Here is a 24,298-nt window from a genome sequence, read left to right as displayed (position 1 = left end):
ATGTTTAAATTCATATCCTACACTCTGAGTTTGCATTACTGTATTATGTATAACAGCCATTTAATTTCTTCTTTCGTTATTCGATATAAATATGTTAAAATATGTCCATATCTACAAATATAAGTAAAATATTTAATATTTCAATTACCCTTGCAGAAAGTGAATTATTTTTTGGAGAAAGCAGCAAAATTTTCTTAACAGCTACATATGTTCTGTAACCAATTCTAATATTATCTTAGAAATATCATTATACGAATTAAACTTCCCATCTGCTATGTACTCATCAGGAATCCTTATACCAAATTCTTTCTCAATTCTTGTAAAAAAAACAAGCATTTGGTATGGCATCACATCAAATCTTTTAGACAACAGAGGATAGTCTTTCTCCTCTTCTGTCATATTGTCTATATTCACATTAAGCGTTGCCTTGATCATTTCTTTAATCTTTTTTTCCATTTTACCTCCAATTACAATGATTGAAACTCATCATACTCGCCTAATTTTTCAATCATGTTCTGGTATAGTTGTGACACAGTGCTGCAAGTATAAACGGGAATTTCGGTGTAATTTACATCCTTTACCCTTTTGTCTACTGTTAATTGTCCTAAATGTATATATTCTATTGGTGCCAATTTATCCAATGAATACGCATCTTGTTCCATATCACCTACATAAAAACTATCTACTTCTACATTAAACTTATACTTCATTACGTTACGTAATTCATCTAAGTAATTTTTACCTAAAGTATTGCCATAGAGTGACATAATAAAATAATCAGGATTTATTGCATTTAAAACCTCAAAGGAAGTTATTCCAAAATATCCTACCTGTTTTTTGCTATCTGGCATTATCCCCCCTGGAATACCTATTAAAATTACATCCGGCTTTTCCGACTGTTCTATCCATTTTAGATAATGATTATACATTAGAATTTTTTTCTTTTCTGATACTCCCTCATCATACATAAACGTCGGAAATTTCTGCCCATTATACAACAATGCCTCATTTCTACTGGATACCCATACAACCTTATACTTGTCTTTTTGTAGTGAAATAACTAAATCCATTTGCAATTCCATTTTATTAGTCTTTTCTCCCATACCAGCAACTGTTATTATAGGCGTACTAATATCATACAAAATTTCTTCTCCATCAAAAACAACATTTTCTATATCCTTAGAAAAAAATTGAACTTCAACTTTATTCTTTTCACATATAGTATCTATTTTGGTAATTATCTCATCAGATAGACTTTTAAAGATCCAAATTGTTTTATTCATCTGAGCCATTCTGTCTATAATTTGAACTATGTAATTTTCATCTATATTATGCTCTGGTTCAGCCAGTAGAAAAATATCAAATTCCTCTTCATTCAATTTCTCCGATATATCTTCTACGTGTATATTTCTTGAAGTCGTATCCGAAACATCAAATATATTTCTTCCCACATACCCCCACCCACGAATGCTAAATACCTTGCTTATTTCAAAGCCAACCATACTTTCTGAATTTTTTAACAAAGGATAAAAATTCTCATCATATGGAAATACTGCAATTCTATTCAAAACTACACCCCATTTCTCTCAATGTACAATATTCAATCATTCTTAACTCACAACCCTTTTTAATATCATTACATCGTGCCAGCCGTTTTTCTGGACATAATTTATCTCCATCATCTATACCAGATGCACACGAATTACAATATTCTATCGCCCAACAATTCTTACATTGTTCTGCTGTTAATGCCCCTACGTTTAATAAACTTTTAATTTTTTCTATATCAAATCCATCCTGTAAATTACCTATAACATAAGCGTTACAGGTTTCGCTTACTCTTTCACAAGGATAAAAAACTCCTTCAACTGTCACAAATAATCTTACTGCTCCAGCTATACATGGTCCTGATGGATGGCATGTCTTTCCTCTGCTATATGGTGCTTTTATTTTCTCATGTATTTCTTGTTTCAATGATCCCACTTGATTATCCACTATTTTAGATGTAAACTTTTTATCCAGTCTTCCAATATATTTTAAATAACATTTAAACAATTCATACCGATAATTTATGTCAAACATCTCACTATATTGAATTTCATGTTTATTGCCATTTTCATTTAGCGTTGTTGCGCCAACAACAGTATTTTTCATAAAATCATATGTAAAAAAATTACTACTGCATTTAAAATCATTTGTTGAATCTAAAACGGCATTAAAACTTATATTAGAAATATAATCCGGATATCGACCTATCATTTTCTCCAAATTTTTTATAATACACTGAAAAGTACCCGTCTTACTATCCGCAAATACTCTGCTTTGGTTATGTACTTCTTCCGGACCATCCAAACTAATTGTAAGATTAAAATTGTGCTCATACAAAAAATCTGCTATTTCATCCGTTAATAAAGTAGCATTTGAAGTCATATTAAACCTCAATTCTTTTCCCTCATATAGCTTTTCACTATATACAACAATTTTCTTAATAAGTTCCATCTCCAGCAATGGTTCTCCACCGTAAAAGCTAATTACACCTGCATCTTTATTGGTATTATGGGCAAAGTAAAAATCCACTGCCTGCTTTGCGATTTCAAAACTCATTCTTTTTTTCGTATGAGTTCGATTAACATATGAACCGGAATAAACACAATACTTACACCTTAAATTACAATTCTGTGTAACTTGTAAAATAAGTTGTCTTAAATTACCGTTCATATATTCGCCAACTGTATTTAATGCTGAATGTTCTACTATAATATTCTCATTATTAGCTTTCAAATACCCACGCTTTTTTAATCTCGCAATATCCATATCCTGATTCAGAATATCGTTTCCTGCAATTAAATCCTCTATTTTATGAGATACAGCCTCATTAATACGCACTATCGAATTACTATTTACGTCAAAAAAATAAAAATTATCTAATGTCCTGAACAATTTTATAAACGGAATTTTATCATTCATCTCAATCCAACTTTCTTTATAATATTAGGTGGACAATACATAGTACTGCCCACCCTCATATGCTGCGTTGACCTAGCCATTAGTATGCCCATGTGCCTGAGATTGCCTTTGACAACAATTTGGAATAATTCTGCAATCTTAAAGTATTGCTTGCCGTATCGCCTGTACTGCAATCGCATCCCAAAATGCTGCACATTGAATCACAACTGCAACTAGCAAAAGCCACCAGTGTGCCATCCTGTACACAGTTTTTCTTTCCTAATGTTCTTTTCATGCCCATTCCCTCCTTTCCAAATGTATTTATATAATTTACCTAAACACGGTAATTACATATCTTCCAATTACTTTTTGACTGTTTTTTCTTCGTATAATTTTGCAACATCTTCTTTGTGTTGAAATATCTCTTTCAGACGTAAGCTTTCCATATACTCATCGTCAGCCTTTTCCTGATATTGGCGTTTTTTCAATCTCTCTTTCTCCCAAAGTTCATTTAATTCATCTTTTTTACACTTTTTTGAATAAAAACTGTCTTTATCTTTGGAATGCGCCTCAAACGCTCTCCCTGCCTCTTTTGTATGACTCTGCATATAGGAATAACCTTTATATCCATTTTCATCAATGTTTATTAAAGTTCCACCACACATCATATTTGAGCCACGGGCATCCTCTCTGATGATGTTCATCATTTTGTTTTTAAACTCTTTGTCCACCATCATTTTTTCAAATGCACTATCCGTTATTTGTACCGAAATATTCGATCCCCACGACATAGAATCTATTTCTTTCCAAATCTCTTTTTTAAAATTTTCTAATTTTTCTGACTCTGATAGCCCCTGTGTTTGATTAGCACCTGTTGCACCTAATGTAATTCTTTTTGTAAAATTCTTTGTTTGAACAGATAAATTATATCCTAATATAGAATCAACACCCATGCAATTACCTCCCTTTTTCAGATTTATTTATCTATTTCAGATAACTATTGAACTCTCGCTTTTGTGTATATTATCGTGTAAATTATTGCATATATCAAGATGTGTTGCAGAAAGTGACCACTTATTGCAGAAAACGGCACAAAAAAACTTTTCAGACAATCCCTACTATTCTGAAAAGTTTTCTCATACTTAACCCACTTTTTCCATCATAATATTTAATTCTTCATTTTTGCCCACTAACTCGTCATATGTCCCGTTGTCAATAACCACGCCCTCCTTCAGCACGACAATCTGATCCACTTTATTCAATATCTCTTTCTTATGTGTTATCACTATTACCGTTTTTTCTTTTAGTTTTGTATCCAACAGCCCGTTAATCTGCTGCTCCGAATAAGCATCCGTATTTGAAGTGGCTTCATCAAATATAACAATTGGCTTATCATGTATCAAAGCTCTCGCAAGAGCTATTTTCTGTTTCTGTCCACCAGAAAGCATTGCCCCGTTCTGCCCTACCACATAATCAAGTGAAACCTCTTTTATGAAATCTTCCAGTCCGCTGTCCTTGCAGGCTTCTTCCACTATAACATCGTCCACCCGCTTATACAGGCAGATATTATTTCTTATTGTATCATTAAAAAGATAAATCTGCTGGCTCACTACAGACACCATGTTACGGTACTCTGGCAGCGGCAATTCTGAAATATCCTCTGTCCCAAGCATTATCTTACCACTTGTTGGCTCATACATTCTGGTAAGAAGATTGATAATCGTTGTCTTTCCCGAACCATTGCGCCCGATTATAGCTGTCTTACTGCCTTTTGCAAACAAAATATCCACATCTTTTAAAACATATTTTTCTTTTTCATATGCAAAAGAAACCTGTTGCAATTTCAGGTCATCCGGACACAAAGCAGCAGTTTCCCCATTATCTGTTTCTTCCTCCAAGTCCATAAACGCATAATACCTTTTTGTTGACGGGATAATCCCTGATAAGAGATAACCTATGTTAAGGATTGCAGAAATCGGTCCCGTAACATATGAACTGTATGTAATGAAAGCAAACACGCTACCGACTGAAAGCTGTAGGTCAAACACCAAGTTTGCCCCCAATATATATAACAGTGTGGAAAGGAACTGCACCATAAGGCTATCTGTAATCGTATTCCACTGTCCCAGCATATTCATCTGCTTCTGCTTCTCAATAATATCCTTCTGGTTCTGATCAAACTCTTCATGTTTCCTGTCTAAAATATTAAACAGCTTAACTTCCCGTACCCCTCCGACGGTATCCCCAAACCATTTCGCATATTTTTGGTTTTTCTTTATGAACTCGTCCATAATCTGCTTTTGTTTTTTAGCGAAGTATTTCATCACAACACACTTGATCGGTATGAACAGAAGAACCAGTATCGTCATTCTGAAATCTATGATAAATAACCCGATAATGCCGCCTGTCATGCTAAACGCCTGTGTTATTACAAAGAAAACACTGCTGTCGGCAACAGATGTCATCTGGTTAATATCCATGTTAATATTGTTTAACGTCTCCGCATAATTGGTATTGTTAAAATAGTTCACCCGCAGCTTCATAAGATGTGAAAAAGACTGTTCTGAAAGGAAATACTGTATCTTTGCCGAAATGTCAACACGTTTTTTTTCTTTGATTAAATCTATAAGGGAATTTATAGTGTAAATTACCATAGACACCAAAACCAGCTCTATCAGCAATTTCTTGTTTCCACCAATAAAACCATCATCCATGATCCGCCTGCTGATCAGTGGCACACAAAGATTTAATCCGGTAGAAACAAGCAGACAGCCAACAATCACAACTATTGTTTTTTTATATTTGCCTAATAGCAGAAGTAATCTTCTTACAGCCTCTTTGTTACTCATCTTCTTCCTCCGTCAGTTTCGATTCTATAACATGATATATCTCCCCAACATCTTTCCTGTCAATCAGTCCCGGTATTTTTTTCTCAATCTTTTCTCCCTCAAAAGAGAACCATACAGTATTATTATCTCTCTCATTGTAAATATTGATTTGCACATCACAATCAGGATAAACATGTAAAAATTTATCCTTCTCTTCCAATGGAACACACCATATGACCAAATCCCCTTGTTTATAAAAAACCTGGCTTTCTACAAAATTTTTCCAAGCATTAATATCCGATACAGGCTCCGGCATATATTCCAGTGCATATAATACACACTCCGGTTCCATTCCTATCGTATACGCATTATAACCGCCACTTGCAAACGCCCTCTTTAATTCTGTTAGTACATAGAACTTATCTATTGTATCTTCGATTGCCAGTATCACCACTGGAACCTCAAGACCATTTCCTTGATAATGATTATACAAAATCTGTCGCTGTCTGGTTTCTTTGCTCCAAAAAAAGCCCTGCACATCTATATTATGAATATCCTCTTTCCCAAGATAAATTGCACTCTTATTTTTTATCTCCAGCTTTTCCAAATCAGCCATAGAAAAAGCTATTATAGTATCTACTTTCTCCCGTATTTCGTTCAAATCTCCCGAAATCGTTTCAAAGTAATAACTTGCCCTGCTCGTTTTCTTTCCGCCTATTACATAAGCCTTATAAACCCAATCCGGTTCATATACTCCTTCAACCATTTCAATATGGCTTTGCTCTTTTGCATATTCCTTTAATTTTTTTATGCTAAGTGTTTTATCTATATTTAACCTATTTGCAATTAAAGCACATGCATATGGAGCTGCATAACTATTACTCAATGATGTTCTAATCTCTTCATCAAACATTTTAATTATATGTTCAGATGGCACAACAGTATCAATCCCCATTTGCATATAATCTTCGGAATAACTTAAAGGACTTCCTGTTGTTGCCACACCGATTACATTCGTAAAACTAGCTGGATATGATACGAAACCTGAATTTGCCGTTGCCGCCACAATAATCATACCATTATATACATACTTATTAATCAATTTTTTTAGCTTTTCACACTCATTAAAATTCGTAGTTCCAAAACTCAAATTAACAATCTTTATGTTATTCTGATAACACCATTCAAGGGCAGGTTCTATCTTTTCGACCCCACCCTTTCCATTTTTATCTAAAATTCGCACACTATTTAATATGCAATCAGAATTATATTTTTCAAAAATCAATGCACAAAATGTTCCATGCTGAAAATCTGTAATCTGAATTTCCTCTTTATCTTCTATACACCTATTATTATCATATATAACCATTTGTGATTGTATTTTTTCTTTACACATTAAATTACTATTTATTCCATTATCAATAATTGCTACTCTATCTTCTCTCAAATATCTCATTCCAATCTGCACATTATTTGACATTCTTCACAAAACGCTTCTAATATCTTTCAGATAAAAATTACCCAATGATTATTTTATATTAAATTTTATAAAATACAATTAGTCTTGCAGAAAATAGCTACTTATTGCAGAAAATGACCAAAAACCATATTCGTCCCACCCCCACACAGTTCAATAGTCATCCGAGATTCCCGTTTTGTAAACGAGTTTCACATTTTGAAAGCGACCTGCAAATTTTGTACCCGACTTTCCACTTTTGTAATGACTTTCCCGTTTTTTCCCTTGCTTTTATGATATAATCACCTTATGGCAGAGTATTTTTTTGCACAAAAACCGGACGTCAGTTTTGGCTTACAAATTTTGCAAGCCATAATTCACGTCTTCTGCTGTTCCTATTTCAGCCGGCGGTCTGTGCTTTATTCTGTCTTCTGGTTACTTTTTGAGAAGTCTTGCGGTGAGGTTGATGTCTTTGGCTGCAACCTCGTGGCATCTAAGCCTCTCCGCCAGGTCTTCTCCATAATAAAAGCTGAACGCTTCATACGGACTTTTTCCGTTCAGTTTCTTTCTCCGGTAGGAATTGATATGGTTCATCATCAGCTCTACGTCTGCCTGCGTCAGTTCATCAAAGCTTCTTCCTTTCGGCAGGATCCTGCGTATAAATTCATGTCCCACCTCGATCTCTGCTTTCTGGTACGGCGCACTTGGATTGCAGTAATAGATCCTCGTCCTTTGAAATCCTTTTCCATCCGGTCCGTTCTCTATACACTTGGGATTGGAAAACTCACTTCCGTTATCCGTCAGGATGACCGGAAACAGCTTCCTAAAATCCTGCCCTCCCAGCCGGTGGTACAGTTCATCATAAATATCTATCACTGACTTTGAGGTGTTCGCTTCCCGCAGGAACCCCAGCATCAGTGACACATTTACAAAATATATCGTCAGCAGGACTTTCCCTCCCTTGCTGCCGATCACGGAATCCATCTGCACCACTGCTGTGTCCGGATGCTGTTCCATATATACTTCGTAATCATGATAATTCCTTCCCACACGGCATCCACGGTCTACTTTCAGCTCCGGTTTTTTATATCTCGGACGGTACTTTACCTTTCTTGGCAGGTCTATGTTCCTGATATCAAACAGGCATCCATCCACGTAGTTGTAGAGGGTCTTTTCACTGCACATCAGTTCATCCTTATGTGTCAGGTAGATCTGATGGATAGACTGCCCCTGTTTTACCAACGGCACCAGGATTTCATTGAGTCTGGCGATTTCCCCTTCCGTAGCAAGGATCCCGCTTCGGGATTCCGATATCTTATCCGTTGCCCGCCTCTGGGCTCCCAGAGCATCGTAAACAGTTTTTGTCAGCGTACACTTCTTTACTTCACTGCATCCGTTGCATACATATGGCGGTTTAAAGCGATGGGTACATATTTCTTCTTCATAATGCTCGCAGTAACGGTTGCATATGAGTTCACACTGTTTACAGACAGCTACCAGTGGATGCCTGCAGTCATTTGTCCCACATACTTTTTTCCTCTTACATGCTTTTCTGTACTTGCAGGTATTATGCGGGTAACTTCCATAACCGGTGTCCTGTTCGATGGAATAGTTCCTGATCTCCTTTGTGATGGTAGTCCTGTCCCTTCCCAGTTTCTCTCCAAGCTCTGTGAAAGTCATATGCTCCTTTAGTCCGCTTTCTATCTCCAGCCGGTCCTCATAATTTAAGAACTTTGCCATACTGTCTCCTTTCCCCGCCAGCTGCTGAAGTTCTGTTAAAAAACAGGAAGAACATTTCTGCTCTTCCTGCATTTGTATCGTCACTTTCACTGCTGTAATTTATTCTGTTTGTAATCAACTTTCCCCCTCACACGGGAATTTCAAAAAACTATTGAGGGCAACATTTTTCTATATAGATACAATAATACAAGGACTAATTTTAGTCCACATTCTTCCTTTTATCCAAAATCAATGATATAATGCTAATAGTTTTATTTATACAGATAAAGGAGTCAAAACAATGGATACCCAAATTGAGCAGCTTAATCTTTCTTCTATTACCAAATTTGCATTAGCATATGCCGGAATTACTACTGTTTCCGAACTTAAGGAATATAATTATATCTCTTTAGCAAATGTTCTTCCTCGTAATTGTTCTCTCAATCCCATTATGAAAGAGCTAAACACATACGGTTACATATTTCCTCCTGAAAATGAAATTCCTATTAGCAGCATTCCTATGTCTAAACGCCTTTATAATATTCTTGATCGTAATAACATACTATATATCTCCCAGCTAACACATTATGCACGGGAGGAAATCATGCAGTTCCGCAATCTCGGAAGTACTACATTAATTGAACTTGACGCTCTGTGCCAAAAATATCACGTAAAAATAAATTCTCTTTCCATTGTAAAGGAAAGTCTCCAACAATTTAATTTTCCTTCTAAATTATATATTTATCTCTTTAGGAACAATATCCACCACATCAATGACTTTAACGACAAAACCGTATATGACCTCTATTGTATATGTAATAAGGACTACCTCCTTACCATGAAAACATACCGTATATTAAGAAAGCATGGGAACACACCTAAAAGCTGGCATGACAAATTTCTATTTGAAATTACGTCTGAGCCAAAATCTATTACTCTTTTTAAAAAGAATAAACTTACTACCTTGTCTCAGTTTTCAAATTTAACTGAAGCGGATAAAAAAAGAATAACTCCTGCCTTGCTCAAAGATATTTTAAATTATCAGCACAAGAGCTAATTTGATTATCCTAATTTCTACATAAAAAGACAGTCAATTCCACATTATATGAAACTTGACTGTCTTTTTCATTCTCTATTTTAATAACTCATCATAAGTAGTCTCTAATACATTTTTTATTGCCCGGAGCTGCGTTGCCTGAATATGCTGGATTCCACGTTCTATCTTTACCAGAGCTTCTCTTGTAATCATTACATTCTCCAACTGCAACAATGCAACCATTTCCGTCTGCCTGATTCCTTTTTCTTTCCTTATACGCCGGATATTCTTACCAATAAATATCTCATCTTGCTTTATTTTCTGTTCCATCCATTTTCACCATGCCCATGAACCCATTTTGGTTCTTTTTGCATTATTTTATGCAATACGCATGGTGAAAAGGGACTTGTTTTAGTCCATGTCACGAAATAAGTGAAAACTTCCGCAATAAAAACTCTATTAATGTATAATACTCTTACTTATATAAGAATATATAAAATTCCCTTGAGCTGAACCACACTTTCTAGTCCACCTCAAGGGAATCCCTTATTATTCTTCAACTTTTTTACCAAACTTATAATTACTCGGATACTCTATATTATAAATATCCTCTCCGTATGGTATGTCCAATGTATGAGATTCACTTAAAACATATTCCTTATTACCAATCTTAAAAATATCTCCAGCTTCATATTCGTCAAGCAAAATACCACCCGAAGTCAAATTCTTATATCTTGCATCATATCGTTCCTTAGACTGAATTGGACTTGTTGTTTTAGTGGCAGAATAAAATTGTGTTGCTTCCCTATCTCCCATTTTTACTGTGAAAAAGCCATTTTTTATCCCTGCATTTTCCATATATCCTCTTATTTCTTCATCTGAATAAGACAACTGAACATATACAGGGTCTTTTGTCATCATATAATTCCAAAAGCTCGCATACCTTTCCAACACCGGATCATAAGGCTCGCCACGCATAATCTCGGAAACAATAGCGCCTATCCCCTTATTATCTGTGTATAAACAATGCTCCTGTCCGTCACGGGAGACATATTTAAAATACTTATTCTTCCCAAAGTCAATGATATTATCTTCCGCTTTAATTTCATTCAAAGAAGTTCCACTGATTTTAGGTATCTGCTCCGCTGTAAAAAATGTTCCTTCGCATTCGTATATATCGCCTTGTTTTCGTACCTTAGAAATATCATTATTCATAGCAGATAATATACTGTTTGAAATCATTTTATTTCTTTTTCCTGCTGAAGCTGTATAAATTCCTGTATCATACATTGTATTTCTAACAAATAAATCTTTTTTCCTACTTTGAGTAACACTTTGCTGATTGCACATAATATTTGCCAAACTCTGTCTACGACCTAGAATTTGAAGTGAATTACTAAAAGGAAAAAAATTAACATTCATAGCATCACTCTTTCTAAAATTATTGTATAATCACAACATCATCCTCAACATATGTTGATGTAACCGGATATGCATAATACAAAGAAATAGTAGGAGTGAAAGATATATCCTTACTATAGCCATACGTTATTGACCATCTGCCTTTTAATGGCATGTTTAAAGATACTAACCCCGATTTATCCCACGTATATGTAGATAAGTTAACTGTATTATTGCTACTAAGATTTCTAACTGAAATACTATCTACCGCAGTAGTTCTTATTCCACTCATTGAAAGCATATATACTACAGCATCTTCTGGCAGAGCATCCTCAAATCGTAAATCTATAGATGATGAACTATCGCTGCCATTTGCCATGTTTACAGTAGGCATTTCCACTTTACAACTTGCAACAGAATAGGTTGGACCACCTACTAGCAATATATAGTCTGAAGATGATGATGTAATTCCTTTAATTTTTACATAATAAAATCCATCTGTTGATGCCACAAACGGATATGCTGTTGAACCAAATCCTATCTTTGTATATATTTCATCTAAAACAAGACTGCCGTTTGGATCATAAACCTCAAATTCAAAAGGATCATCGTTACAAGTAACATACTGCGTTCCGGCTGACAAATATACCTTAAACCAATCCTCGTCAGTATTACTTGTACTTCCTGTAACTACATGCTGGCTAGGACGACTACCACTGACTGCCTGTGCAGCGGTTTCATGATTTGCCATAATCGTTTCAGCGGTTTCCATAGTATTATTAGGCTCTGTTTCTCTCACACTTTCTGCATGTACAGTCATGCTTGCAGTACCAATAATAAATACAGACATTAAACAGGTTGTCAACATTTTTGCTAATTTTTTTTTGATCATAAAACCATACCTCCTAAGATTTTTGTTTTTCTCAATAATTGAGTACCTAAACTACACTTCTAACATAAACCCGATTCAAACATTTTTACAACTACCTGTGCAGAAAGTGACCTTTTATTGCAGAAAATGACACTCAAAATATAAAAATCCCCTTGAATCAAACCTAAGTTCAATTCAAGAGGACTTTTCTCTATCGGCTTTTTCCGCTCTTTGCAGGCTCATTCTTTGTTGCATTATCCTTAATCATTGTTTTCTCTGCTTGCTGAAAATACAAATGTCAAAAAAATATTGCTTGAATATAAAAACATATATTCATCAGAAATCAATCTAATCATTTTTTTGTAAACCCGTCAGGCACTCCTTTGTCAGATCAAACAGTACGGAGAATGATTAACAAATACACTTCTCTTGCTGCTATTGAACAGCATATTACACCTCATATGTTCCGTCGTACATTTGCAAGCTCACTGTTAGATGCAGATGTTGACATTCGATATATTCAGGAAATGCTTGGTCATAGTTCTATCAATACAACTCAGATTTACACTCATGTCACTATGGCAAAGCAAAAAAACATATTAACAACAAAACATTCACGAAATAAGTTTAATTTTTAACCTCTGGTCTACCTTAGCTGACTGATAATACCTGATTATCAGTCAGTTGTCTTTAAATCAAATTCTAATATCAAAAAATAACAATTGATGGAAATAAGTATCAGGTTAATCGTGGAATACGCAGAGCCTTCACGCTCCAATAGCTCCCTGTACTGTATAACCAGCTCCTTTGTTATCTCATTTCCATCCACATATTTCAAAAATTTTTTGACATATCTGGTATAGCTTTCAATCGTTGATTTCGATTTTTCTTTATCTGTCAGGTATCCCACAAATGCTGCTAGGTGCTCATTCATTTTTATCTACTCCCCTCGCACAATTATATTATTACGCAATTACGTGTGTCATTTATTATAAAATGCCACATGTATATAACCAATCTGCCGTAGCGATGACAATAGTGTAGAATCAATAAAATAGGGACGCAGGATATTCTCCCACGCCCCAATTACTATCTGGCTTTATCTTCTCTTACCTTCGATACTTTCTCTGCTGTCCCCACTTTCACATCGGCACCACCTCTAGCCTCAAATGCATCGGCATTATACTGATACTCATGTGCTTCAGCCACCATTGGAGTATACACAATCTCAGCATTGACTCTCTCCGGCTCTGCTTCTGCCCTGTCAGGTACATTCTGCTTCTCACTCTTCGTATTCTCCACACGCTTTTCCTTATCTATCTGCACATTCATCGCCAGATTATCCAGCTTATCAATCGAAGCGTCCAGATGCAGCTCCATTGATACAAGCAGTTTTCTCACTGCTTTCATAGGGGTAAGTACCGCCTTTGTGAGAGGGTGTTTCTGTTCCTTCTGCGAATAATCCACCTCCGGCTTATCTGCAAAAGTACGGAATGCATTAGCTGCTGTCTGACCAGCTTCACGAAATCCTTTTGCAAGAAGTGCTGTCTTTGCTATATCCGTATCCGTGGTCTTTATTGCACCTCTTACATTCTCTCGGATATCAAGAAGCCTTTTCTTAATTCCTAAGAACTCCGACACTCTGTATAATGCAGCTCTTCCCTTTACCTTTGCCTCATCAACTATGCTCTTTGCTGTAGATTTGACCTGTGCTTTCACTTCCAATACCTGCGACTTTATCTGCTCACATCTGGCATTAAGTCGCTCCTTTGCTTCCGACAATGCCTTTTTAGCATTATTGACAAGTGTATCCTCCTGCATTTCTTTGATCTGGTTCTGCATATTGGTGAGTTCTTCCGTCATGGAATCAATCTTTTTCTCCAGTCCATCCACATAGCTGCATATCTCAAATACATCATTTGCCTGCTCTTTCATGGCATTCTTCTTTAATAATTCGAGAAGTTCTCTTATGACCTCCTCGTTGGTAAGTGTTTTTCCTGCTTCTATATCCATTCTGTTTCCTCCATTCTGTAAATGGGGCAGCCTTGGCCGCCCCTGTAACATGATTACTAATTATCGAAAGGGCGTTGCCTCTTTGTCCTTCTCTTTATCGGGATTGCCATGATGTTTCTCGGCACTCTCCCTCGCCTTTTCGTTGCTCTTATCCTTTGCTTTCTCATATTCAGAGATAATCTCATTATAGAGTTTTTCCCTGAAATCCTTTGTGACCGGATAGCAGACATCCTGGTAGATAGGCTTGCCCTGCTCGTCCACCTGCTTTGTCTTATAAGAAGGCATTGATACAAAGATTTTCTCTTTGCCCTGCACGATATTGATGTTATTTACGATGAAACTGTTTTCAAAGTAAATACGGGCAAGTCCTTTGATGTTACTGCCTTCCCTCTCATAAGGTGTCACAGTTACGGAAAACTCAGGCATTTCACGTGTTCTGTCCTGCTTCTGTGTCTCCTCTTTCTCCGGTTCCCTGATTCTTGCATAGGCATCAAGGATATTGGTATAGAGTTCCTCACGAAACTCTGCTGTGATAGGATTGCACACATCCTTATAGATCACACCATTGCTTTCATCACGCTCATTGGAGCGGTATCTAGGCATTGAAACAAAAAGCTCTCCCTTGTCCTTATTCTCAAGGATTGCAATATTGGTGATCTTAAATGAATCACCAAATACTACTGTTGCAAATCCCTTGATGTTGCTGCCCTCTTTTGCCCTTACTTCGTTTACTTTAATTGAATACTTCATATGCTATTCCTCGCTTTCTTTTTGTTCTTTGTTTTGCTCCGGTATGATAAGCTCACACCAAAGCTGTTCTATCTGTTCACAAGACAATCTGCCATTAAGCCAGTTGCCAAGTGTAACGACCATTCCGTCCTGCTCGTAGTAGAGCCACTCCTGTGTTTCAATGTTCCCCTCATACACGATAGTCACATCAAAATCAGGCATAAATAATCCTTCCTCTGCATCCCATACACAGGCTATTCCCTGTCTGAGTGTCAGATTCAGACTTTCGACATACACAGACCAGCCGCTTACAACTATCTGAAAGTCATCATCAATCTCTGCAATATCATCCTCGATGTCAATTAACTCTTCCATTTCCGATACTGCCTCTTCTATCTCAGCTAACCGGTATCTCTTATTCATCCATAACCGCCTCCTTATAAATGCACCTGACCACAAAACGCATGGTTCCTTTCTGGGAACAGGTAAAAAGAGTTAATTCTTTTTCATCGCCCTGTGTCTTGATGCTGTTATCATACGGATTTACTACCTCTGTCTCTGTTACCTCATAGATATGCTCCTGTCCCTTTTTGTCGGTTATCATCACTTCATCACCTATGGATATCTGACTTAGTGGTGTAAAAAATGTGCCATATCTGCTGCCATTGTGACCGCACAATACACAGTTGCCACTCTCACCGATTCCTGCAGTCTCTTCTATATGACCAATCCCTGCATTAAGCACTTTACTTGTGGTTCCTTCCATTACCGGATACCTGATATCTAACCCCGGTATCTCAATGATGCCGATAACACCGCCTTCTTTAAGAATGGCTTCATCCTCTTCACTAATGGAGGTTTGCTCTTCCTCCACATCTGTTTCTTCATCGTAATCATCCTCCAATGTCTGCTCAAATTCACTTATGAGCTGTTCTGTCTGTTTTTCTCCGCTTGCCCGCCAGAAAAAAGGGACTGCCATAATGGCAATCCCTGCTGTAATCAGTAGTCCTGCGACCACTTTTCTTATGCTCATATTATTCACTCTCCTATCGTGTTCTGCCCTCTCTGTCGGCTGTATAAGCACCTTTATCCTCTGCTACAATTGCTGCAGATTCCATCCTGTCATCTGCTTCTCTTTCTTCCTCCGGTCCGCTCAGGTCTGCATCCACAGCCTTTGCGTTCTCAAGATCAAGCTGGGCATTCAGTTCACACTGCCTTGCCAGCTTTTCTTCCAGTTCCTTGCTGTACGCAAATGGCTTGTCATACTCAGTCTTTGATGCTTCAAGGTCATTCTGATACTGCTCAATCTTCTTTTCCAGAAAATCAATGTTCTCATGAAGTCCGTTGAACAGGTTTTCCAGCTTTACCATACTGCCGACCGGACTTGTGGAAAGCTCTGCCTTGTACTCAGTCTTTCCACGAAGCACCATATAATTGATACCAAGGAAGTTCTTTTCCACAAGCAGTTCAAATCCATGGAATTTACCGATTGCAGTTGTCTCTCCGGTCTTACATTTGCTGATTGCTTCAAGCATCATCGTTCCTCCATCCACACGCTCTGTGTAGGTTGCTTTGCCTATGGTAATGGCAAATTCCGGATTATCAATCAGTTCTTTATCCCTTGCCTTTACATCCTCTCTTACATTGGCAAGCTTTTCGGTTGCTGTCTTAATGAGCTTCGGGTACTTAATCATAAAGTTATCCTGCAAGCCATATCTCTGATTGTCATAAGATGCCTTCAATAGCTTTAATCTCTGGACATCATTGTCAATCTCCATCTTTTCCTTGATTAAAGGATTGCCTGTGGCAACCGCTTTAATCTCTGCATAGGAAAGTGTTGCCTCATCGATATCCTCACAGCTTCGGCTTACAGCCTTGCTTGTCATGACCTGACTGATGAATCGCTGCTTATTTTCAACAAGTGACCAGTTGTATGCATCAAAGGTTCCTTTGGTGACATATCTGTAGATTGCCACCTCTTCATTTTCATTGCCCTGCCTGATGCCTCGTCCTTCCCTCTGTTCAATGGAGCTTGGCTTCCATGGGCAGTCCACATGATGCATTGCTACAAGGTGTGTCTGCACATTGACACCTGTTCCACACTTGTCCGTTGAACCGATAAGAACTTTCTTTTTACCTGTCCTCATTTCCTTAAAAAGTGCATCCCTCTGTGCATCCGTTTTGGCATCATGGATAAATGCTATCTCATCTGCCGGAATACCATACTGGATAAGTGTTTCCTTCAGATAATCGTAGATGGTAAAGTCCTTATCCGGTCCCGGTGTGCCGATATCTGAAAAAATAAGCTGGCAGCCTATATGACCGTTGGCATTTCCTTTCTCATATTCTTTCCAGACATTTTCTGCTACCTTATTGAGTTTTCCATCCGGATTGTTCGGCGCATCCTTATCAATCAGCCTTGCATCTGTTCCGAGTAATCTTGCCTCATGGGTAATCTTTAGGAAGTTGTCTGCACTTGGATCAACTCCACCGCCTCTGATACGCTCTGCCCTCACAACAAAGTCTTCCATGACCTGCTTCACATACCAGTCAGGCTCCGACTCCACTATGATAGGCTTGCCGCCACGAAGAGCCGGCACATCAAGGTCAAGCATGTCTGCGGTCTGCACATCTGCTACCTCACGGAAGATATTCATAAGCTCCGGCAGATTCGTAAACTTATTGAATCTGCTTTTAAAACGGAAACCGCTTCCCTCTACAGTAAGCTCCAGTGCGGTTGTCACTTCACCAAAGTTCGCTGCCCAGGAATCAAAGTGATAAATCCCCATCTCTTCAAGTGCCGCTTTCTGCAAGTAAAGCTGCATGACATACATCTCACACATGGTATTGGATATTGGTGTACCTGTTGCAAATACAATGCCTCTGCCATCATTTATCTCAGACAAATACTGGCATTTAAGCTGCATATCTGTTGACTTCTTTGCTCCACTGCTGCTGATACCTGACACATTATTCATCTTTGAAAAAATCGCAAGGTTCTTAAAATTATGTGCTTCGTCTACCATGATAGAATCTACCCCCAGCTCCTCAAAGGTAATAAGGTCATCCTTTCTGCTTTCATCAGATAGTGATTTAAGCTGCTCCTCCAGCTTTTTCTTCTGGCTTTCCATCTGTTTTACAGTCCAACGCTCTCCATTACGCTCTTTCATTTCATCAATCGCATAGCTGATTTCATCTATCTGCTCATTGAGCATTCTTTCCTTTCTCTCTGCTGAGATCGGGATTTTCTCAAACTGCGAGTGTGACATGATAATGCAGTCATAGTCACCTGTCGCAATCCTTGATACGAACTGCTTTCTGCGGCTTTTTTCAAAATCACGCTCTGTGGCAACTAAGATATTTGCTGACGGATAAAGCCTTAAAAACTCTGATGCAGTCTGACCGATAAGCGGCTTTGGAACAACCATTATCGTCTTATTGGCAAGTCCGAGTCTCTTCTGCTCCATGCAGGCAGCCATCATCTCAAAGGACTTTCCTGCTCCGACGCAGTGTGCCAGCAGGGTATTTCCTCCGAGAAGGATTCTTGCTACCGCATTCTTCTGGTGTGGCTTTAGCTCAATCGCCGGATTCATTCCCGGAAACTGCAGATGGCTTCCGTCATACTCACGCAGACGGATGTTATTGAATGTCTCGTTGTAATATTCCACATACTTCTGTCTTCGCTCCGGCTCTGCAAACAGCCATTCCTTGAACTTCTCCTTGATCATGTTCTGCTTTTCCCTTGCAAGCATTGTCTCATTCTTATTGACTTCATAATGATATTTGCCATCTCCGTCATCAATCCTGTCCCTGACTGTTACAGTTTTAAGATTCAGCGTATCCTCAAAAATAGAATAAGCATCCATGCGGCTTGTACCATAGGTCTTAGTAGCTGCCACTGAATGCTTATCCATGCTCTTATTCTCGATGAACCATTCCATGCTCATCTTATTTAAGTGTACCTGAATGCCTGTATTGTAAAACTGGCTTCTGACTGCTCTTGCACGTCTTGGTGTATTGAGAAGTTCATAGATAAACTGCTCATAATCAAGCGGTTCAATCCATGTTGTGCCAATCTTTACATCAATATCTGAAGCTTCAATCCATTCCGGCTGCACCTTTTCAAGTGCCGCCACATTTCCTACAAATCTTTCTGCCTGCGGATTGTCTGTATCAGCCGCCATAGCTTTTGCTACACGAAGCTTGTCTCTCACATTTCCGGAAAGATACTCGTCTGCTGTCTCCCAGCCGATGTCCGGATTATTCTCGTTGTAGCGGTCGGGATTAAGGAAAATCAGTCCGTCCAGCTCTTCCACAAGAACTGCCCTTCTAAGCTGTGCCAAAGCATCATCACTAAATGTTATCTCATCAGCTGTCTGCCCGGACTTTTCAGCAAGCTCTTCCTTTGCATTTGTAATATCCGGCTCATAGATAGAGAGCATATAGGCAAGATTTACATATCCAAATTCATTGACGGATACATTTAATGCTTCCACAGCAGTCTCAACCCTGTCTATGACTGTCTTTGCCTTAATCGTCTGCTTATAAAACATATCCGCTTTTTTCACCTCCCCATCTTCGTTTACTTCCTCAAGACTGCAAAGAAGTGGATAATCGCTGTCATCCCTGAATGCTATTCTGTTTGCTTTTGAAGTAATGGCTCCATACTGCTTTACGAAGACATCATATTTTACATTAAGAAGTCTCTGCTTATCAGAAAGCTCCTCCTCGCTGCAGCCATCCATCTGGATATCAATCAGCTCTCTTGTTATCTGTCTGATTTCATCAAGGCTTCGGATTCGCTCCTCGGCAGTCTGTGATACTTCTTTTCTTACCATCTCGGAATTTTCCCTGTAATAGAGTTTTCCTTCAAAAAATGTGTAAGTGTAGTTTCTCACATCCGGATCAGCCGGGATAACTTCCTCTGTCTGCTCCGCCTCATCTGCCACTCTCTCAAAATCTGTCATCTGTGCTTTGATATTTCCGATTGCCTTATTGAGAGCCTCGTACATATTGAAGTTCTCATCATTATTCACACAGACTGTATATCTGCTGTCCTGTCCGTAAATCCTTGTGTCATATTCCATAGATCCAAGCATCATCTCCGGATGCTCTGCAAAATAAGAGTTGACTGCAATGCCATTCTCAGTTACACCAAGGTGGACCCAGTCAGGCTCAATATCAATCTTTCTCTCCCTCTTCTGCAAAAACAGGATATCTGCTGTCACTTCAGTTCCTGCATTATCTTTAAATGCTGTATTCGGAAGTCTTACTGCTCCCACAAGCTCTGCTCTTTCAGCCAGATACTTTCGGATAGTAGGATTTGCCTTATCAAGTGTTCCCTTTGTGGTAATTACAGCAACCATGCCTCCTGGTCTTACCTGGTCAAGTGCTTTTGCCAGAAAATAATCGTGGATACGGAAGTTATATTTGTTGTACTTTGGATCAAATACCTTGTAATCACCAAATGGCACATTTCCGACAACCACATCAAAGAAGTTATCCGGATATGTGGTATTCTCAAATCCTGTGATACTGATATTGGCATTCTGATAAAGCTGCTTTGCAATTCTTCCTGAAATGCTGTCAAGCTCCACCCCATACAGCTTGCTTCTCTGCATTGGTGCCGGCATACTTCCAAAGAAGTTACCGATACCCATAGATGGCTCTAATACATTGCCGCCTCTGAAACCAAACTGGACAAGTGCCGAGTTCATGCACATGGCAATCTCCGGTGAAGTGTAAAAGGCATTGTTTACTGTTGCCCTAGCTGCAGCATACTCTTCATCCGATAACATCTCTTTGAGTTCTTTGTACTCTTTGCTCCAGCTTTCATTATTCTCATCAAATGCCTGTGACAGTCCGCCCCATCCGACAAACTTCGACAGAACTTTCTGCTCCTCCGGTGTGGCAAGCCTGTTTTCTGATTCAATCTGCTTTAAAGTGCGGATTGCATCCATATTCCACTGGTATCTGGTCTTAGCACCGCCTTTTTCCATTTCCCAGAGGTTATAGTGGAAATTGTGCTTCGTCTGCCCGTCAACATTCTTCTCATTTTCAAGACTTCCTACTTGCTGTACTGGCTCCTGCTTTGGTGTAAAATCTACATTTTCCTGTAATTCTGTATCAGCCTGAATATCATCCACAGATACTGATACCACATGTCCATTCTCATCAATCTTGGTTTCCCAGCCATTCGCTATTGCTCTTTCCCTGGTTTCAAGACGATTGGCTTTTACACTATCCTCGATATCAAAGAATCTCTTATAGACCGGATTCATCTTATCCCTGTCAGCCTTCTGCTTTGTCTCCTGATAATACTTCTTCTGGTCTTCTCCGCAGTAAAATGGCTGTTTTACCATATAGGATAAAATCTCGTATAACTCACGCCAATCGAGAGCACCTTCTTTACGCACACCATTCCTGTTCTTATAGCTGATCTTCACATATCCGCTTCTGATTGAGTACTCCACAAGACCATACTTATTGTTGGCATATGCCTTTCTTTCTGCATTATCTGTCCCTAATGCAATATTCCTGATAAGGTCAAGTTTATTTGGCATAAATGCAAAATCAGACTGCACCACATCCATAAGGAATGCCCTAAACGGAGTGTAGCAGCTGCAATCTGTTACAAGAATCTCCGCCGCATCACGCAGGTCTTCATCAAGCTCCTCAATACGCTTGGCATAATCAATCGGTGTAATATACTTAAGCTCTGATGGATCTTTTTCAGATGTTTCAGCTTCTATCTCGGCACCATATTCTGCCTGTGTTACCATGCGGTCTTCATCGGCAGCTTCCTGTGGTGTCATGCCTTTTGCACTTACATAATCTCTGTTAGAAGCATAGCTCTCCGGCTCATCCGGTATTGCATAATCATCAATCTCTGATTCTGCCTCTTCCGGTTCCACTTCCCGATATTCGGCATCAATGACCTCATCATCCTCACGGAGTCCGTCCATCGCAAGCTCATCAATACGAGGTGTCTCAGGCTGGTATTCCCCTGTAAGAATAAGGACACCAAGCTCTTTTTCGATATCTTTCCATGAAACATATCCTTCAACCTCTCCATCCTCATCTCGCCACTGAAAACGCAGTCCATTCCCATGAAATGTGTCATATCCGTGCAGTCCCAGTCCGTCAACCGGCCAGCCTGCACCTCCCTGACCATATTCTGCTTTGATACGCTTTGCTCTGGTTCCTGCATCAATCTCTGTTTCAAAAATCTTGCATACCCTGCCCTTGCCACCGATAAAACCTGTACCTCTCATAAGCACCTGTTTGATATACTCACTTGGTACTGTTGCAGACTTTTTGGGATTCAGGTAATTGTATTCACCTGCTAATGCAGCTTTTCTGTCCTGCTCGAACTGACGCATAAACTGATTATTGTTTTCGTCCTCAGTATGAATGGTGCCAATGCTTGCCTGCCCGTTCTGGTCGAAAAAAAAGGAAGCCTGTGTATATTCGGCTTCCTTACTGACACCCAATGAATTGATTTCATCAAGTTCCCTATTCAGTTCTGTATCATCAGATTCTAGTGGAATCGCATCACTATCTGATTCAGTACCACTTCCTCTGCCTGCATCTTCGCCTGCTCTCTTATCTTCCACATCTCCATTGTCGATGACGGATTCTGTGGCTTGTGCTTCTCCAGATACTGCATCTCCAGTCTGTCGTAGAGCTGATTCGCTTCCGCCTCTACCGCTGACATCTTCTCGTACATCTTCCCGAATCTCATCAGCGTCTTGTATCTTGCCGGCTCGTTCTCCTTTAGATAGTTCATCGCCATCCTTCCGTATTTGCCCAGCTTCGTGAGATCCTCCGTCTCGTCCGGCATCTCTATCTGCGGATAAAGCAGTCCGTCCACTTCCTTGTAAGTCATTTCTTCTAACATATCCAATTCTCCTTTCGCTCTCGATTGCCTTTAAGTTACGACTAAATTCTCTAAGAACACTACAGGAGACATCGCATACAATGGAACCAAGACGGTAAATGATCTCTTCGTCTTTGATATTTACGATCTGACTAAAATCCTGTTCTTGCACAGATAAGTCAAATCCGCATCTCGTCCCTACAGCATACATGACACTTGCATATACAAGCTGCTCCATGTCCATTTCCTGCTGTAAGCCATTGCGTTTCTTACTTTCTTCCTTTATCACACTACCTGATAGCTGCATAAGCTCGGTCATTCGGTCTCCGAACTCTTCTTTTATTATAAGCCAAACATCTGTTCCTGTAAACTGTTTTAATATATTTTTTAGAGACTCCCTGTCGCTGTTATCGTACTGCTCAATCTGACCTTCTGACACAAGAAAATCCACATAATCCTTAAGATTTTCTCCCTCAAGGTCCCATGTCAGTTTGACATTCTTCCCTCCGGTATCACTGATATCAAAGATATACCTCATGTGTGGATTCAGTGCCCTTGACGGGAAGATGGCGCAACCTTTCGCACCACGCTTTACATATCTTCCCACCTTTTTCCAGGTATCATAATCTGCCATGAGTGTGCTTTTTTCAGGAGGTCTCTGAGCTGTTACCATAACGATATTGTCAAATTCATAGCGGTATAACTGACCTGCGACCTTTAACACATCCTTCCAGTTCTTTTCTGATCTGGTGATGTTACCAATCTCAGAATCGTATATCGCTTTGACCTTCATATCAACGCCCATACCTTTGTCCTCCTCTACTTAAACATCTCTGCAAACAATCCCTTAAATAGCTTTAACTCATCCTTATCCAGCTCGATTGCAAATTCATTGTCGATTGCCTGTTTTTCGCATTTATCCTTTTTCTTTGCAATCTTACGCACCACACGAAGAAGTACATAGCACTCCTTGGACTTTGCAATGCACTGTTTAAAGGTCAGCTCATCCTCATCGACTGACTTCTGTGTCTGATAGATAATCTCTTTTAACTTATCATTGATACCATCTACTTCCTCAAGGGAAATAATAACGGATGCCTTAGAAGCACCCGATCTGTCCCACTCCTTATGAAGTTCCTTTACTAAAAACTCCATGTTCTTAATTACTGTTGTTGAATCACTTTTCATCTTGCTCTTCCTCCGTTTTCTTTTAATGAAGAAGGGAGCTGACCTTCGCTGATAGGTGCAAAATCAACTCCCTTCATGTCCTCTGCTCCAAGGACTATCTGCTCTGCATAATACATATCCATTGCCTTATTGATGGCATCGTCAAGCGACTCTGCCTTTACTTTCTGTACTCGTGAAAGCACTTCTTTTATCTCAACATCAAATTCCTGTTCCATATGATATCGCCTCCTGT

22 protein-coding genes are annotated in these 24,298 nt (G+C 38.9%); 2 read left to right on the top strand and 20 right to left on the bottom strand.

Translation table 11 applies throughout. The features are described 5' to 3' along the window. Positions 1–201: 201 nt before the first annotated feature. The 9 genes from WMO43_RS06725 to WMO43_RS06685 all read right to left on the bottom strand — a co-directional run bounded on the left by WMO43_RS06725 (position 202) and on the right by WMO43_RS06685 (position 9,088). Positions 202–456: a hypothetical protein gene (locus tag WMO43_RS06725; protein ID WP_195287307.1), complete on the bottom strand. Its 255-nt coding sequence runs from the start codon at positions 454–456 to the stop codon at positions 202–204. A gap of 11 nt (positions 457–467) precedes the next feature. Continuing rightward, entirely contained in the window at positions 468–1,568 is a 1,101-nt protein-coding gene (locus WMO43_RS06720; RefSeq protein ID WP_195287308.1) for a TIGR04066 family peptide maturation system protein, read from the bottom strand. Next, positions 1,561–2,967 carry a Cys-rich peptide radical SAM maturase CcpM gene (gene ccpM / locus WMO43_RS06715; protein ID WP_195287309.1) on the bottom strand — a complete coding sequence of 469 codons (1,407 nt, stop codon included), beginning with the start codon at positions 2,965–2,967 and terminating at the stop codon, positions 1,561–1,563. Before ccpM ends, WMO43_RS06720 begins: the two co-directional genes overlap by 8 nt. Before the next feature lie 79 nt (positions 2,968–3,046). Next, positions 3,047–3,241 carry a CLI_3235 family bacteriocin precursor gene (locus WMO43_RS06710; protein ID WP_195287310.1) on the bottom strand — a complete coding sequence of 65 codons (195 nt, stop codon included), beginning with the start codon at positions 3,239–3,241 and terminating at the stop codon, positions 3,047–3,049. Between the two features lie 67 nt (positions 3,242–3,308). After that, positions 3,309–3,899, bottom strand: a complete 591-nt coding sequence (locus tag WMO43_RS06705; RefSeq protein WP_195287311.1) for a hypothetical protein — start codon at positions 3,897–3,899, stop codon at positions 3,309–3,311. Between the two features lie 189 nt (positions 3,900–4,088). Next, positions 4,089–5,795, bottom strand: a complete 1,707-nt coding sequence (locus WMO43_RS06700; RefSeq protein WP_195287312.1) for an ABC transporter ATP-binding protein — start codon at positions 5,793–5,795, stop codon at positions 4,089–4,091. After that, entirely contained in the window at positions 5,788–7,221 is a 1,434-nt protein-coding gene (locus WMO43_RS06695) for a S8 family serine peptidase (protein ID WP_330616537.1), read from the bottom strand. Before WMO43_RS06695 ends, WMO43_RS06700 begins: the two co-directional genes overlap by 8 nt. Positions 7,222–7,665: 444 nt before the next feature. Continuing rightward, on the bottom strand, positions 7,666–8,970 hold the full coding sequence (locus WMO43_RS06690; protein WP_069432380.1) for an IS30 family transposase: 1,305 nt from the start codon (positions 8,968–8,970) through the stop codon (positions 7,666–7,668). Next, positions 8,948–9,088 (bottom strand): hypothetical protein, encoded by a 141-nt coding sequence (locus WMO43_RS06685; protein WP_157579697.1) that lies wholly within the window; start codon positions 9,086–9,088, stop codon positions 8,948–8,950. Before WMO43_RS06685 ends, WMO43_RS06690 begins: the two co-directional genes overlap by 23 nt. 162 nt (positions 9,089–9,250) lie before the next feature. Here WMO43_RS06685 and WMO43_RS06680 point away from each other — a divergent pair, with 162 nt between their 5' ends. After that, positions 9,251–10,006 carry a DNA-directed RNA polymerase subunit alpha C-terminal domain-containing protein gene (locus WMO43_RS06680; RefSeq protein ID WP_022155153.1) on the top strand — a complete coding sequence of 252 codons (756 nt, stop codon included), beginning with the start codon at positions 9,251–9,253 and terminating at the stop codon, positions 10,004–10,006. Positions 10,007–10,081: 75 nt separating this feature from the next. On the opposite strand, the gene WMO43_RS06675 is transcribed toward WMO43_RS06680, so the two are convergent. The 3 genes from WMO43_RS06675 to WMO43_RS06665 form a co-directional block, all read right to left on the bottom strand. After that, on the bottom strand, positions 10,082–10,315 hold the full coding sequence (locus tag WMO43_RS06675; RefSeq protein ID WP_118548248.1) for a helix-turn-helix domain-containing protein: 234 nt from the start codon (positions 10,313–10,315) through the stop codon (positions 10,082–10,084). A gap of 219 nt (positions 10,316–10,534) precedes the next feature. Beyond that, positions 10,535–11,407: a hypothetical protein gene (locus tag WMO43_RS06670; RefSeq protein WP_118504585.1), complete on the bottom strand. Its 873-nt coding sequence runs from the start codon at positions 11,405–11,407 to the stop codon at positions 10,535–10,537. 19 nt (positions 11,408–11,426) lie between these two features. Further along, complete coding sequence (locus WMO43_RS06665) at positions 11,427–12,278, bottom strand: hypothetical protein (protein ID WP_022155156.1); 852 nt, start codon at positions 12,276–12,278, stop codon at positions 11,427–11,429. 362 nt (positions 12,279–12,640) lie between these two features. On the opposite strand from WMO43_RS06665, the gene WMO43_RS06660 reads away from it, so the two are divergent. Continuing rightward, positions 12,641–12,895, top strand: coding sequence for a tyrosine-type recombinase/integrase (locus tag WMO43_RS06660; RefSeq protein WP_416386090.1), 255 nt, complete (start codon positions 12,641–12,643; stop codon positions 12,893–12,895). A gap of 38 nt (positions 12,896–12,933) precedes the next feature. Here WMO43_RS06660 and WMO43_RS06655 read toward each other — a convergent pair whose 3' ends face one another. The 8 genes from WMO43_RS06655 to WMO43_RS06615 form a co-directional block, all read right to left on the bottom strand. Next, the gene (locus WMO43_RS06655; RefSeq protein WP_117690987.1) at positions 12,934–13,191 is read right to left on the bottom strand and encodes a site-specific integrase; all 258 of its coding nucleotides are present in this window, start codon (positions 13,189–13,191) and stop codon (positions 12,934–12,936) included. A 155-nt stretch (positions 13,192–13,346) separates the two neighbouring features. After that, the gene (locus WMO43_RS06650; protein WP_117690986.1) at positions 13,347–14,270 is read right to left on the bottom strand and encodes a DUF6674 family protein; all 924 of its coding nucleotides are present in this window, start codon (positions 14,268–14,270) and stop codon (positions 13,347–13,349) included. Between the two features lie 60 nt (positions 14,271–14,330). Continuing rightward, positions 14,331–15,020, bottom strand: coding sequence for a SpoVG family protein (locus tag WMO43_RS06645; protein ID WP_008395320.1), 690 nt, complete (start codon positions 15,018–15,020; stop codon positions 14,331–14,333). Positions 15,021–15,023: 3 nt separating this feature from the next. Further along, entirely contained in the window at positions 15,024–15,422 is a 399-nt protein-coding gene (locus WMO43_RS06640) for a hypothetical protein (RefSeq protein ID WP_008395321.1), read from the bottom strand. Further along, the gene (locus WMO43_RS06635) at positions 15,415–16,032 is read right to left on the bottom strand and encodes a class D sortase (protein ID WP_349172326.1); all 618 of its coding nucleotides are present in this window, start codon (positions 16,030–16,032) and stop codon (positions 15,415–15,417) included. Before WMO43_RS06635 ends, WMO43_RS06640 begins: the two co-directional genes overlap by 8 nt. A gap of 13 nt (positions 16,033–16,045) precedes the next feature. Beyond that, positions 16,046–23,683, bottom strand: coding sequence for a helicase-like domain-containing protein (locus WMO43_RS14205; RefSeq protein ID WP_432711532.1), 7,638 nt, complete (start codon positions 23,681–23,683; stop codon positions 16,046–16,048). Positions 23,684–23,697: 14 nt separating this feature from the next. Then, positions 23,698–24,066, bottom strand: coding sequence for a hypothetical protein (locus tag WMO43_RS06620; RefSeq protein WP_195287314.1), 369 nt, complete (start codon positions 24,064–24,066; stop codon positions 23,698–23,700). After that, the gene (locus WMO43_RS06615; protein ID WP_117715684.1) at positions 24,063–24,281 is read right to left on the bottom strand and encodes a DpnD/PcfM family protein; all 219 of its coding nucleotides are present in this window, start codon (positions 24,279–24,281) and stop codon (positions 24,063–24,065) included. Before WMO43_RS06615 ends, WMO43_RS06620 begins: the two co-directional genes overlap by 4 nt. Positions 24,282–24,298 lie beyond the last annotated feature (17 nt).

The organism is Maccoyibacter intestinihominis, assembly GCF_040096355.1.
In the GTDB taxonomy this organism is placed as follows: domain Bacteria; phylum Bacillota; class Clostridia; order Lachnospirales; family Lachnospiraceae; genus Maccoyibacter; species Maccoyibacter intestinihominis.
Note: the sequence above shows the minus strand (reverse complement) of the source record. Positions and strands in the feature narration are given on the sequence as shown.